The 12,723-nt window shown below is 65.1% G+C and carries 11 protein-coding genes and 1 pseudogene; 8 read left to right on the forward strand and 4 right to left on the reverse strand.

The genetic code is table 11. From position 1 onward, the window contains the following. The 6 genes and pseudogenes from PMI15_RS19885 to PMI15_RS19910 all read left to right on the forward strand — a co-directional run. A pseudogene (locus PMI15_RS19885) lies at nt 1-702 on the forward strand (alpha-2-macroglobulin); the annotation flags it as partial. Continuing rightward, entirely contained in the window at nt 699-1,904 is a 1,206-nt protein-coding gene (locus tag PMI15_RS19890) for a serine hydrolase (RefSeq protein ID WP_007873638.1), read from the forward strand. The pseudogene PMI15_RS19885 and the gene PMI15_RS19890, both read left to right, overlap by 4 nt. Continuing rightward, nucleotides 1,901-2,359: a GxxExxY protein gene (locus tag PMI15_RS19895; protein WP_202948898.1), complete on the forward strand. Its 459-nt coding sequence runs from the start codon at nt 1,901-1,903 to the stop codon at nt 2,357-2,359. The genes PMI15_RS19890 and PMI15_RS19895 overlap by 4 nt, the downstream gene beginning before the upstream one ends. A 116-nt stretch (nt 2,360-2,475) precedes the next feature. Further along, entirely contained in the window at nt 2,476-4,731 is a 2,256-nt protein-coding gene (pbpC, locus tag PMI15_RS19900; protein ID WP_007873640.1) for a penicillin-binding protein 1C, read from the forward strand. Between the two features lie 47 nt (nt 4,732-4,778). Further along, nucleotides 4,779-6,098, forward strand: a complete 1,320-nt coding sequence (locus PMI15_RS19905; protein WP_007873641.1) for a YgcG family protein — start codon at nt 4,779-4,781, stop codon at nt 6,096-6,098. A gap of 458 nt (nt 6,099-6,556) precedes the next feature. Further along, nucleotides 6,557-7,705 carry an alpha-hydroxy acid oxidase gene (locus PMI15_RS19910; protein WP_007873644.1) on the forward strand — a complete coding sequence of 383 codons (1,149 nt, stop codon included), beginning with the start codon at nt 6,557-6,559 and terminating at the stop codon, nt 7,703-7,705. Between the two features lie 13 nt (nt 7,706-7,718). On the opposite strand, the gene PMI15_RS19915 is transcribed toward PMI15_RS19910, so the two are convergent. Then, complete coding sequence (locus PMI15_RS19915) at nt 7,719-8,120, reverse strand: DUF3224 domain-containing protein (protein ID WP_007873648.1); 402 nt, start codon at nt 8,118-8,120, stop codon at nt 7,719-7,721. A gap of 134 nt (nt 8,121-8,254) precedes the next feature. Then, on the reverse strand, nt 8,255-8,962 hold the full coding sequence (locus PMI15_RS19920; protein WP_036840276.1) for a helix-turn-helix transcriptional regulator: 708 nt from the start codon (nt 8,960-8,962) through the stop codon (nt 8,255-8,257). A gap of 74 nt (nt 8,963-9,036) precedes the next feature. On the opposite strand from PMI15_RS19920, the gene PMI15_RS19925 reads away from it, so the two are divergent. After that, complete coding sequence (locus PMI15_RS19925) at nt 9,037-9,411, forward strand: nuclear transport factor 2 family protein (protein ID WP_007873651.1); 375 nt, start codon at nt 9,037-9,039, stop codon at nt 9,409-9,411. 243 nt (nt 9,412-9,654) lie between these two features. Here the strand turns inward: PMI15_RS19925 and PMI15_RS19930 are convergent, their stop codons facing one another. Next, nucleotides 9,655-10,554: a c-type cytochrome gene (locus tag PMI15_RS19930; protein WP_007873652.1), complete on the reverse strand. Its 900-nt coding sequence runs from the start codon at nt 10,552-10,554 to the stop codon at nt 9,655-9,657. A 319-nt stretch (nt 10,555-10,873) separates the two neighbouring features. On the opposite strand from PMI15_RS19930, the gene PMI15_RS19935 reads away from it, so the two are divergent. Further along, nucleotides 10,874-12,055 (forward strand): DNA polymerase IV, encoded by a 1,182-nt coding sequence (locus PMI15_RS19935; RefSeq protein ID WP_081499648.1) that lies wholly within the window; start codon nt 10,874-10,876, stop codon nt 12,053-12,055. A 14-nt stretch (nt 12,056-12,069) separates the two neighbouring features. Here the strand turns inward: PMI15_RS19935 and PMI15_RS19940 are convergent, their stop codons facing one another. Beyond that, complete coding sequence (locus tag PMI15_RS19940) at nt 12,070-12,588, reverse strand: DUF1569 domain-containing protein (RefSeq protein ID WP_007873654.1); 519 nt, start codon at nt 12,586-12,588, stop codon at nt 12,070-12,072. Between the last annotated feature and the right edge of the window lie 135 nt (nt 12,589-12,723).

The following is a 12,723-nucleotide window of genomic DNA, read 5'->3' on the forward strand; positions in this document are numbered from 1 at the left end:
TCCAGCGCGTCCGCAGCCGCCGCTGCCAGTGTGGCGAGCGTGGACTGGAGCAAGGTCGACCGCGTCAAGACCACCGACGCGGCCGGCGCACCCAACCAGACCACCTTCTTCGGCGCGCCGGCCTCCCCCGGCAACCTGCGCAACAACAGCATGTTCCTGCCCTGGGGCAGCGCCGCGAAAGACACGCTGACCGTGACCCACCAGGGCCCGGGCAAGCCCTGGCTCACGCTGCAGTCCATCGCGGCCATCCAGCTGAAGGAGCCTTTCAACGCCGGCTACCAGATCAAGAAGACCATCACGCCGGTGGAGCAGGCCGTCAAGGGCGTGTACACCCGCGGCGACGTGATCCGCATCTCGCTGGAAGTCAATGCGAGTGCCGACATGACCTGGGTCGTCATCAGCGACCCGGTGCCCGGCGGCGCGACCATCCTGGGCGGCGGCCTGGGCCGCGACTCCGAAATCGCCACCAGCGGCGAGAAAAAGACCGGCGCCGGCTGGCCCGCGTTCGAGGAACGCAGCTTCGAGGCCTTCCGCAGTTATTACGAGTACCTGCCCAAGGGCGTGGTCAAGATGGAATACACCGTGCGCCTGAACAACGTCGGTGATTTCGCGCTGCCGCCCAGCCGCGTGGAAGCCATGTACGCGCCCGAGATGTTCGGTGAATTCCCGAATGCGCGGGTCAAGGTGGAAGCCGCGAAATGATCCAGCGCCGCGCCCTGGCCACCGCACTCGCCGCGGGTATTGCCCTGCCGCGCGTGGCGGCCGCGGCCGCCGCCGACTGGCAGCGCAGCCTGGGCTACCCCACGGGCTGGGGGCCCAACCGCAGCTGGACCGACAAGGACTACCGCATCGGCAATTACTCGGGCGGTTACGAGGCCATGTTCCGCGCGCGGCCCATCGCCGCGCCGGCGCAGGCCTCCCCGCTGGCGGCCGCCTCGGCTGACAACCTCAAGGCCTTCGCGCCGGTCGCGGCATCGGCGGCGGACTACCTCAAGGCCTGGCCGGTGACCGGCCTGCTCATCGCGCGCAAGGGCCAGGTGCTGCTCGAGTCCTACCAGTTCGAGCGCAAGCCCGAGATGCGCATGACCAGCTGGTCCATGGCCAAGAGCGTGACCTCCCTGCTGCTGGGCATCTGCCTGGACCGCGGCCTGGTCCGCTCCATGGACGACATGCCGCAGATGTATGTGGATGAATTGAAGGGCACGCTGCACGGCGGCATCGCCCTGCGCCACCTGGCCAATATGTCCAGCGGCGCGGCCATACTGCACGAGCGCGACAACCCCACCATCTACCCGCGCGCCTTCACCGGCGGCAACACCGACCTGGAAGCCGTGGTGCGCGGCTGGAACGCCGTGCAGGAGCCGCCCGGCACGCGCTACAACTACAACGAGCTGTGCCCGCTGACGATCGGCATGGTGATACGCCAGGTCACCGGCCAACCCCTGGCCTCCTTTTGCGAGGAAGTTCTGTGGCGGCCCCTGGGCGCCGAGGGCGACGCCAGCTGGCTGTGCGACAGCAAGGGCAAGGAGTTCAACTGCATAGGCTTTGGCGCACGGCTGCGCGACTGGGCGCGGCTGGGCCAGCTGATCGCGCAGAACGGCACCATCGAAGGCCACCAGGTCGTCAGCAAAAAATGGATAGACGAATGCGCCTCCTGGTCGGCCGCCGACGCCCAGGGCCGGCACGGCACGGCCATGCGCTATTTCGGCTACAAGAATTTCTTCTGGCACCCCAAGCCCGACGGCAGCTGGATGATGATGAACGGCCACCACGGCCAGCGCGTGCTGGTGGACCGCGTGACACAAACCGTGCTGGTGCAGACCGCCGTGGAGGCCGAGGGGCCCTGGCAGGCGCAGTTGCTGCAAATTTTTGGTGCGGCGACGAAGGTGGGATTGCCGGCATGAAGAATATTTATCCGCAGATGACGCAGATGAACGCAGATAAAGACAATCGTGATGAGCAGACCTTTGCCGTTATTGGTGCAGCCATGGCTGTTCATAGTGAACTTGGCCATGGTTTTTTGGAGCCTGTCTACCAGGAAGCACTTGCCTGGGAGTTTCAGCAACGGGGGATTGCGTTTGAACGTGAAGCTACCCTGCCCGTTCATTACCGAAACGTCACGCTGACCGCCATTTATCGCGCAGATTTCGTTTGCTTTGGCGAACTTATCGTTGAGCTGAAAGCGCTCAGCGGGCTATCGGGGATTGAAGAGTCACAAGTCATTAATTATCTAAAGGCCGCAAAACTTCAAAGAGCACTCCTCATTAATTTCGGAACTCCGCGTCTCGAGTACAAACGTCTTGTCTTCAATCTGCGTTCATCTGCGTCATCTGCGGATAAATTTCAGTTCCACGGATAAGACAGACAAATGTTCCGTCTCCAACCTGCGTAATCTATGGATAAAAGAATTCATCCGCAGATGACGCAGATTTACGCAGATTAAGAAACCAAGATGAAGATTCGCGAGTCCAGCGTATGGAGATAAGGGTGAAGAATAGTTTCAAGGCAGGTTTGCTTGCTTTTTCGCTCATGATGAGTTGCGCCAGCCCGGCCTGGGCGGTCGCGAGCTTCGACGAAGTCAAGCGCGACTTCAAACCCTCCGAGACCCTGGTCCTGGACCGCAACGGCGAACTCATCCAGCGCCTGCGCACCGACAAGGCCGTGCGGCGCGGCCAGTGGGTGGCGCTGCCCGATGTGTCGCCGGCCCTGCGCACGGCGCTGGTGCTCAGCGAGGACAAGCGCTTTTACGAGCACAGCGGCGTGGACTGGCGCGCCGTCTCGGCCGCGGCCTGGGGCAACCTGTGGAACACCAAAACACGCGGCGCCTCCACCATCAGCATGCAGCTGGCCGGGCTGATGGACGAAGACTGGCGCGCCGGCGCGGGCGGGCGCAGCATCACGCAGAAAGTCGGCCAGACCGTCTCGGCCCAGGTGCTGGAAGCGCGCTGGCGCAAGGACCAGATCCTGGAGGCCTACCTCAATCTTGTGCCCTTTCGTGGCGAGATGGTGGGGATTGACGCGCTGAGCCGCACATTGTTCGGCAAGGCCGCGCACGGCCTGGACGAACGCGAGGCGGCGATCGCGGCCGCGCTGGTGCGCGCGCCCAATGCCAAAGCGGCGCAGGTCTCGCAGCGCGCCTGCGGCGTGCTCAAGGTCATGCAAGCCCCCGCCAAAGTGGATTGTGCGGGCCTCGATCTGTTTGCCACGGCCGCGCTGCAGCGCAAGGCTTTTGATGCGAGCGAGGGGGTGGCGCCGCATTTGGCGCGCCGGCTGCTGGCCGCCCAGGCCAGCAACACCCCGGGACGGGCTAACGCGCCCCGGGCCTTGGCCTCCACCCTGCGCGCCCCGCTGCAACGCTTCGCCGTGCAAACCCTCACCCAGCAGCTGCGCGAGCTGCGCGGCCGCCATGTGGAAGACGGCGCCGTCGTGGTGCTGGACAACGCCACGGGCGAGGTGCTGGCCTGGGTGGGTTCCTCGGGTGAGCTGAGCGACGCGGCCGAGGTCGACGGCGTGACGGCCTTGCGCCAGCCGGGCTCCACCCTCAAGCCTTTTTTGTATGCCCAGGCGATTGCCGAACGGCGCATCACGGCAGCCTCGCTGCTGGAAGACTCGTCCTCGCAGATACAGACCTCGGGTGGCCTCTACATCCCGCAGAACTACGACCGGCAGTTCAAGGGCCTGGTCTCGGCGCGCACCGCGCTGGGCGCCTCGCTCAATGTGCCGGCCGTGCGCACGCTGGTGATGGTGTCGCCCGATGCCTTCCACAAGCAGCTCAGGGCCGTGGGCCTGCCGCTCAAGGAATCGGGCGACTACTACGGCTACAGCCTGGCCCTGGGCAGCAGCGAGGTCTCGCTGCTGTCGCTGGCCAACGCCTACCGCACGCTGGCCAACGGCGGGCGCTACAGCGCGCCCTCGCTCGCCAAGAACCCCAAGCCCGCCTTCAAGCCGGCACTCGACCCTCGCGCCGCCTTTATCGCCACCGACATCATGGCCGACCCGCTGGCGCGCGCGCGCACCTTCGGCACCGACAGCGTGCTGGCCACGCGCTTCTGGACGGCCGTGAAGACCGGCACCAGCAAGGATATGCGCGACAACTGGGCCATGGGTTTTTCGCAGCGCTACACCGTGGGGGTGTGGGTGGGCAACGCCAGCGGCGCGCCCATGTGGGACGTGAGCGGCACCAGCGGCGCGGCGCCCATCTGGGCGGCGCTGATGAACTACCTGCACAAAACCGAACGCAGCCGCGCGCCCACGCCGCCCGCCGGCCTGGTGCAAAGCCGCACGGCATTCGGCAAACAGGGCGGCACGCCGCTGGAGGCGGCGCGCAGCGAGTGGTTTATCCAGGGCACCGAGCAGGCGGTGTTTGCCATGGCCTCAGGCACGGACGAAACGCGGCCCGCCAAAGGTGGCCGCAAACCGGCGGCGACCGGCTCCGACGCCCCGCCCCGCATCACCGCCCCGGCCTCGGGCACCATCATCGCGCTGGACCCGGACATCCCGCCCAAGCACCAGCGCATCAGCTTCAGCGCCGAAGGCCGCGGCACGCGCTGGCTGATGGACGGCAAGGAGTTCGCGCGCGGCCCGCAAGCCCAGTGGCTGCCCTGGCCGGGCCGGCATGTGGTGCAGCTGGTCGATGCCGGCGGAAAGGTGGCCGACGAGATCAAACTCGAAGTGCGCGGCGCCGGCGTGCGCGAGGCCAGCGCGCGTGGCGCCGCGGCCGCGGCACGCTGAGCTGCACGGCCCCGACATTGACATCCAAAATCCCTTACCGCTCCCTAATGCCCCATCTCCAAGCCACCCTGCCATCCTCCGCAACGCCTGCAACACGGCGCCTCCACAAGGCCCTGGCCGCGCTCTGGGCATCGCTCTGCCTGCTGGCGGCCGGCGCCATGGCCGCGCCCACCGATGTTGCAGGGGCGGCCGCGTCGACAGATGCGGCGGTCGCGGCCACGCCGGCCGATGCCGTCCAGGTGGCCGTTCCCCCCTACAGCGCGCGCGTGCTCGACACCACCGGCACGCTGAACACTGCGCAGGTCGCGGCCTTGAACGAACAGATCCTGGCGCTCGAGGCCGACACCCGGGCGGCCGTGGTCGTGTTCATGCTGCCGACCACGGGCGAAGAGACCCTAGAGCAATACGCCACGCGCGTGTTCGACAAATGGAAGATTGGCGATACCGCGCGCGACGACGGCATCCTGATCCTGGTGGCGCTGCAAGACAGGCGCATGCGCATCGAGGTCGGCCAGGGCCTCGAAGGCAGCGTGCCCGACGTGCTGGCGGGCCGCATCATCGACGAGCAGATGAAGCCGCGCTTTCGGAGCAATGACTACGCGGGCGGGCTGGAAGCAGCCATCCACCACATAGGCGCGCTGGTACGCGGCGACGTGCAGCCCCCGGAGGCCGCGGAGCGTGGCGTCACGCCCTTTGGCTGGGCATTTTTTGCGTCACTGCTGTGGGGCTTCGCCCTGGGTGTGGTTCGCGCGCGCCGCAACTGGACGTGGGCGCTGACCATAGCCCTGGTCGCCTCAGGGCCGCTGGTGGTGGCGGCCGTCCTGAAGAGCGCCGCCATCGGGGCCATCCTGCTCACCTTCCCGGTGCCGCTGGCGTTTGCACTGGGTTTTGGCTGCGGCCGTTCCCGCACCCTGCGCAGGGTGGCCGGCGGCATCGCGCTGGTGATCGGCCTGATGGTCGGCATTGCCTATGCGGTGGGCGCCAACAGCTTCGGCGTAGGTTTGCTCTACGCCGCGGGGGGCGCCATCGCTTGCCTGCTGCTGGGCCTGATCGGTGCGGGTGCTTACATGGCCTTCAAGCGCAGCCTGCTGGAATTCGGCGTGCGCTGCGCTGTCGTGGCCGGCATCGTGGGCTATGTGGCCTTCGAAAACCAGCCGGACCTGCTCTTTCTTGACTGGGAATCCTGGCTGCCCACCGGGATCGCAGCCGGCCTCGCGATGCTGTTCGGCTTCTTCCCGGGCAGCGCCAGCACCAGCAGCGGGGGCCGCACCTCATCGGGCGGCGGTTCAAGCTCCAGTTCCAGTTCCAGCAGCCGGAGTTCGTCGGGCGGCTCCAGCAGCGGCGGCGGTGCCTCCGGCAGCTGGTAGCAGGACGGCCGGGGCCGGCGCCCCCGCACTGACCCTGTTGAAATAATTTGGAGCCCGCCAAAATTTATTCAATCGCCGGGCGGCCCAAAGCCTTAGCATCAGAACCTGTTCACGGCCTAAACGGAGCCGCGCAAGCCCCTTCTCGGGATGGGATGCAAGGCGCGGCGTGCTGCCCATAGCACCGCTATGGGTTAGCGCCGCAACGCCGCAGACCGCCCGAGAAGGCGCTTGCCCTCCGGGTTGGGGTGACGCAAACGCGGTCGCGTTTGCATCCCCGTTGGGGCAGCCGCACGACGCCCAGCCGGCCGGCTGGGCGGTCGGGCGATTGAGCCACCCGACCCCTTGCATGGGCATGAGCCCATGCGGCGGTGCCGGTCGGCCCACTCATCCCGATTGCACCCCAACGCGGCTCCGTTTAGACCGTGAACAGGTTCTAGCCAACTGAGGAGACTATCGCCGTGCCCGTGATCACCAACATTGAAGACCTGCGCGTCCTGGCGCAAAAACGCGTGCCCCGCATGTTCTACGACTATGCCGATTCCGGCTCGTGGACCGAAAGCACCTACCGCGCCAACGAAAGCGACTTCCAGAAAATCAAGCTGCGCCAGCGCGTGGCCGTCAACATGGAAAACCGCAGCACGGCCACCACCATGATCGGCCAGCCCGTGGCCATGCCGGTCGCCATCGCGCCCACGGGCCTCACCGGCATGCAGCATGCCGACGGCGAAATCCTGGGCGCCCGCGCCGCCAAAAAATTCGGCATCCCCTTCACGCTCTCGACCATGAGCATCTGCTCCATCGAAGACGTGGCCGCCGGCACCGACCGCCACCCCTTCTGGTTCCAGCTGTACGTGATGAAGGACCGCGCCTTTATCGAAAGCCTGATAGACCGCGCCAAGGCCGCCAATTGCTCCGCCCTGGTGCTCACGCTCGATCTGCAGATCCTCGGCCAACGCCACAAGGACCTCAAGAACGGCCTCAGCGCACCGCCCAAACCCACGCTCTCCACCATCCTCAACCTCATGACCAAGCCGCGCTGGGGTTTAGGCATGCTGGGCACCAAACGCCACGGCTTCGGCAACATCGTCGGCCACGTCAAAGGCGTGGAGAACATGGGCTCTCTCTCTGAGTGGACAGCCAAGCAGTTCGACCCGGCCCTGAACTGGGGCGACGTGGAGTGGATCAAAAAACGCTGGGGCGGCAAGCTCATCCTCAAAGGCATCCAGGACGTCGAAGACGCGAAACTCGCCGTCAGCTCAGGCGCCGATGCGCTCATCGTCTCCAACCACGGCGGCCGCCAGCTCGATGGCGCGATGTCCTCCATTTCCTGCCTCCCCGAGATCATCGCGGCCGTCGGCAGCCAGATCGAAGTGCACATGGACGGCGGCATACGCTCCGGCCAGGACGTGCTCAAGGCCGTTGCCCTGGGCGCCAAAGGCACCTACATAGGCCGCGCCTTCCTCTACGGCCTCGGCGCCATGGGCGAACAAGGCGTGACCAAGGCGCTGGAGATCATCCACAAGGAGCTGGACTTGACCATGGCGTTTTGCGGGCGGACGGATATCAAGGCGGTGGATCAGGGGATTTTTGTGCCTGGGACTTATTAACCCAACCGCCAGCTCAGGCCTGCGGCGCAATCTCATACTCCATCACATAAGAATGCCGGCCATCGGCAATCTGTATGCCCAGCGTGCCTGTGAGTCCCGTGAGTTCGCCGGTCCCTGAATCGGGCACCACGCTCACTGCCAGCTGCGGTGCACCGCGGTTCATGGTGCCGCTGTGCTGCAGCACAAAGCTGCCGCTTTTGCCGCGCAGCGTGCCCGTCACGCGCTCGATCGCGACATAGCCGGCCGAGCCTTTGACGGCCGTGCCGGCGCTCAGCATCTCGCCCTGGCTGGTGGCCTGCAGGTCGCCGCTGAAGGTCTTGTTGATGGACAGCCGCCCCATCAGCGGGCCGGCGTCCGCATTCGCCAGTGGTTGCGGCGCGAGCTTGACTTCAAAGGTTCCGGTGGCTTGGGGCATGGCGTTGGCTTTCGGTTTGATGGCAATGCCAATGATGCCAGAGCCGCGGAACGCGATGCGCAGAGGCCCGGTGACAGCGGGCTTTCGCCCTGCTTGCGAGACACTTGCGGTGGGAAAATTCGCACAACCAAAACTCACAAGCTCGGGAACAGCCCCGCTCGTCTGAATGCCTCCCATCCTGCAGGTGTAATGCTGACAGTCCGGGAATGCCTTGAGCGCAAAACCAGTCCGCGGTTGACGCAGATGTCAAGAAATGAGGCTGCCAAGGCGCCACCAAGATGGGGCGCGCTTTCGGTGATGTCGGAGCAGGGGCGTGCGAAAACACGGCACTGCATTCGCGCGTGGCTGAGATCAAGGCCAAATTCGGTGAAGCCCTCTGCGCCTGTAGCCGTCAGTTGAAACTCAGACTCCTGGTCCTTGCACTCCAGCCACCCTGCAGACAACATCCCCTTAAGCAGGTCCACGCCAAACCTTCCGGCGAAGTGGTCATAGCATGTACGCGCCTGCTGGAATTGCACTGAATTTTTCCTGGGCAGGCGCGCAAGCAGCGATCGATCCGCGGCAAGCTCGGCGGCCAGTGCGGCCATGCTCTCGATCATGCACGCCACTTCTGAATTGGCGATGCGGTATTCCCGCGCCCGCCCATTGCTTTGCACTTCGAGCAGTCCGCCTTCGAGCATCAGGGCCAGATGCCGGCTCGCGGCCTGAGCTGACACATCCGCGCAGGCCGCCAACTCGCCAGCTGGGCGCCTTGAACCGTCGATCAGTGCCCACACCATGCTGGCCCGCGCCGGACTGGACAACAGCGACGCAACGGCGGCGATGTCAGGTAATTCTTCCATGCTTAACGGGTTTGTGAAACAAGAGCGGTATGCGCGGACGGACACTGAGGTCTTCATTCACCCTAGGAGATCTTATGAACATCATCGAAATCCAATCGACTTTGCAAACCTATTTCGACGTCATGTACGAATGCGACATGGAGAAATTTGACCTGGTCTTCCACCCGTCTTGCTCACTATTCACCGCCGGCGGCGCGGAACTGGTGGTCAAGCCCTTTGCGCAGTACCGCCGGGAGATGAGTACGAGGACTTCTCCGAAATCCCGCTCCCAGTCCCGGGACAAGGAACGCACCGTCAAAATCGACTTCCTTTCCGACGAAATGGCGCTGGCACAGGTCCGCGTCCAGATTCACGACAAGCTGTTTGCCGACAATCTCAACCTGGTGAAGGTTGGATCAAGGTGGATGGTGGTCGCGAAGATCTACCACCTGCTGGGACTCGTTTCATAGCGCCACTATTCAGGAACCTGCTGGACGCTTGCGTGGGCTCCTCGCGGCATTTCGTCGAGGAGCCCGCGCTTTGAACATTTTCTGAACTCATTGCAAAACGACCGGCATTCACAGCGCAATGCAATGGATTATTGGATCCCAGCTACTCGAACTCAAAGCGAAAAATTTACGGAATTGACCATCGAATAATTTGATGCTGAAGACCGCCACATTCGCCCGAATTGACGGTTGTGCGTCAACTTCCTACCGCTGCCCGAATGGCTTTGCCGGCACCGTCTGCAAATACGCATACAGCGCCTGCGCATCCACGTCGTTGAGCGCGCGCAGCGACTCGAAGGGCATGACGGTGATGGCCGTGCCGTCGGGGCGCTTGCCGCTGCGCAGCATGGCGACAAAGGCGCCGGCGTCCTTGTAGCGCGGCATGGCGCTGCCCTCGCCCGGCGTCAGGTTGGCGGCGGGTGCCCAGTCGGGCGGGCCGCCAGGGATTTTTCCGCCGGCCAGGCCCGCGCCGTGGCAGCCTATGCACATATTGGCGACGTAGGCGCCGTGCGCCGCGGTCACGCCTTCGGCAATCGGTTTGGCGGGCGGCAGCGTGTGGTCGATTTTTTGCGCGGCGTCCTTGATGACGTCAAAGGCATAAAGCACACGTACCGGAAGCGGCAGGTCCAGCACGGCGGCGCCGCCCATTTTGGGCGGCATGGCCTTGACGTAGGCGACCAGCGCGCCCAGGTCTTCGTCGGTCAGGCGGTTGTAGTCTTCGCTGGGCATGACAAACACCGGCCGGCCGTCGGGCTTGACGCCGTGGCGCACGGTGCGCACCCAGTCTTCTGGTGTGTAGCGCGCCACCACATTGCCTTCGCCGGGCGTGATGTTGGGGCCGGCCAAACGCATCTTGCCGTCGTTTACGAATTCACGGCCGGCGCCAGCCGCGCCATGGCAGTCGGCGCAGCCGCGCGAGTTGTACAGGTAGGCGCCGCGCTCCAGCGCCTGGGCCGCAGCCGGGATGGCCACGGGTTGCACGGCCACCTTGACCTGGCGCCGGCTTTTGCTGTCGGCCATCTGGCTGCCGACCACGGCCGTGCCGGCCAGCAACAGCACCACGGCGCCGGCAATACCGGCGCCCCATTTGATCCATCGTTTCATCGTGTCTTTTCCGGGTCTTGTTGTGGGGTGCAGGCTGGGTCGCTTCATGGGCCGCTTGTGCTGTTTTGGGCAAAGGCGGGATTCTAGAAGTCCCCTCAGGAAATAACAGCGGAAATATTTGCCTGCGCCGGGCTTGCGCGCGCAGGCTTGCCCCGCAGCGGCATGCCCGTTCGGCCCCGCGCGATGCGGCTGCGCGGGCCAAATAGGGCCAAATCGTGTCGAGCCGGCGGTGCCAGTGAGCTCAAATTGCTATGCTTGCCGGGTGAGCGACCCGTCCCCTTCCCCCGCCGCCAAGATTCGCCGCATTGCCCACCTCGACATGGACGCGTTTTTTGCGTCCGTCGAGCTGCTGCGCTACCCCCAGCTCAAGGGCCTGCCGGTGGTCATAGGCGGCGGCTGGCGCAAGGTTGACGAGGAGCTGCGCGCCGCGCAGGGCGAGCGCCCGCTGCGCTTCATCCCGGTCGAAAGTTTTCCGCTGCTCAAGGACTATGTGGGTCGCGGCGTCATCACCACGGCCACCTATGCGGCGCGGCAGTTCGGCGTGGGTTCGGCCATGGGCATGATGAAGGCCGCCAAACTCTGCCCGCAGGCGATTGTGCTGCCGGTGGATTTTTCGGAAATCCGCAAGTACTCGCAGCTCTTCAAGAGCACCATCACCGAGATCGCGCCGCTGATGCAGGACCGCGGCGTGGACGAGGTGTATATCGACTTCACCGACGTGCCAGGCGGCCAGCGCGAAGGCGGGCGCGTGCTGGCGTGGCTGATCCAGAAGGCGATTTTTGAAAAGACCGGGCTGACCTGCTCGGTGGGCGTGGCGCCCAACAAGCTGCTGGCCAAGATGGCCAGCGAGTTCAACAAACCCAACGGCATCTCCATCGTTTACGAATCGGACCTGCAGGAAAAGATCTGGCCCCTGCATGTGCGCAAGATCAACGGCATAGGCCCCAAGGCCGGCGAGAAGCTCGCGAAACTGCACGTCCACACGATTGGCGAGCTCGCCGCGCAGGACCCGGGCTGGCTGGTGGACAACTTCGGCAAGGCCACGGGCGCCTGGATGCACGAAGCCGCCTGGGGCCGCGACGACCGCCCGGTGGTGACCGAAAGCGAGCCGGTCAGCATGAGCCGCGAAACCACCTTCGACCGCGACCTGCACGCGGTGCGCAACAAGGCCGAGCTGGGCGCCATCTTTACCGACCTGTGCCTGCGGCTGGGCGAAGACCTGCAGCGCAAGGGCTATGTGGCCAAGACCATAGGCATCAAGCTGCGCTACGACGACTTCAAGATCGCCACCCGCGACCAGACCGCTGACAGCTACACCGACGACGGCGCCACGATTCGTCGCCTGGCCGGCCAGTGCCTCAAGCGCGTGCCGCTGGAGAAAAAGCTGCGCCTGCTGGGCGTGCGCGCATCCACCCTGGCGCGCGCCGGTGAGGTGCCGCTTGCCGACGAGAAAAAAGATCCGGAGCGCGCCGACTCGAACACCACCGACCAGCTGTTCTAGGGCCTGTTAACGCCCTAACGGGCCTGTACGACGATTTCGTCCTGGTGGTTGGCAATGTGAAACGCATGGGCCAGCGCGAAGTCGGCCTTGCCGAGCGCGCCATAGGCAAAGTGCGGCTTGAGCGGGCCCTGGTGGCGCGTGAAGCGCTCAATCGCGGCGCGCAGCCGGGCCGATGCGGGCCGCCAGTCGCCTTCGCGGTGCAGGGCCGCCGCGCCGGGAATCGGCTCGCTGAGGCTGTGGCTCATCTGCCCGCGCCATTTAAAAAACGCAAACGCGGCCGCGCCGGCGGTGTTCTGGAAGAGCGCACTTTTGGGCTGGGGAAAACCATCCAGGCTCATCTCCACGCTTTGCGCCATGTGCTCCAGCACCGAGACCATGGGCCACTGGCCGGTGGTCTTGACGCCGGCCGCCTTGTCCAGGCTGTCCAGCCAGCGCAGGGCGTCATCCAGTGAGCCTACTTTGGGGAGGTCGGCCATGACAAAGTCTCCAGTCAAAGCCAGTGTGGTGGCGGCGAGGAAGTTGCGGCGGTTCATCGCTGGAATGCTAGCAGTCGATGGGTTGCTTGGGTGTGCCTCAGGCGACAAACGGGGTTTCGGTTGCCGGGTCTTGCTCCGGCGGGCGCGCCCTCCTCTCCCTCTTCTCCCTCTTCTCCCTCTTCTCCCTCTTCT

This window comes from Polaromonas sp. CF318, from assembly GCF_000282655.1.
Classification (GTDB): Bacteria; Pseudomonadota; Gammaproteobacteria; order Burkholderiales; family Burkholderiaceae_C; genus Polaromonas.

What these genes read in the sequence shown, in the direction of transcription:
- PMI15_RS19890 (WP_007873638.1), top strand. Translation starts at nt 699, where the DNA reads ATGATCCAGCGCCGCGCCCTGGCCACCGCACTCGCCGCGGGTATTGCC.
- PMI15_RS19895 (WP_202948898.1), top strand. Translation starts at nt 1,901, where the DNA reads ATGAAGAATATTTATCCGCAGATGACGCAGATGAACGCAGATAAAGAC.
- pbpC (WP_007873640.1), top strand. Translation starts at nt 2,476, where the DNA reads ATGGAGATAAGGGTGAAGAATAGTTTCAAGGCAGGTTTGCTTGCTTTT.
- PMI15_RS19905 (WP_007873641.1), top strand. Translation starts at nt 4,779, where the DNA reads ATGCCCCATCTCCAAGCCACCCTGCCATCCTCCGCAACGCCTGCAACA.
- PMI15_RS19915 (WP_007873648.1), bottom strand. Translation starts at nt 8,120, where the DNA reads ATGCCCCAAGCCACCGGAACCTTTGAAGTCAAGCTCGCGCCGCAACCA.
- PMI15_RS19920 (WP_036840276.1), bottom strand. Translation starts at nt 8,962, where the DNA reads ATGGAAGAATTACCTGACATCGCCGCCGTTGCGTCGCTGTTGTCCAGT.
- PMI15_RS19925 (WP_007873651.1), top strand. Translation starts at nt 9,037, where the DNA reads ATGAACATCATCGAAATCCAATCGACTTTGCAAACCTATTTCGACGTC.
- PMI15_RS19930 (WP_007873652.1), bottom strand. Translation starts at nt 10,554, where the DNA reads ATGAAACGATGGATCAAATGGGGCGCCGGTATTGCCGGCGCCGTGGTG.
- PMI15_RS19935 (WP_081499648.1), top strand. Translation starts at nt 10,874, where the DNA reads ATGGACGCGTTTTTTGCGTCCGTCGAGCTGCTGCGCTACCCCCAGCTC.
- PMI15_RS19940 (WP_007873654.1), bottom strand. Translation starts at nt 12,588, where the DNA reads ATGAACCGCCGCAACTTCCTCGCCGCCACCACACTGGCTTTGACTGGA.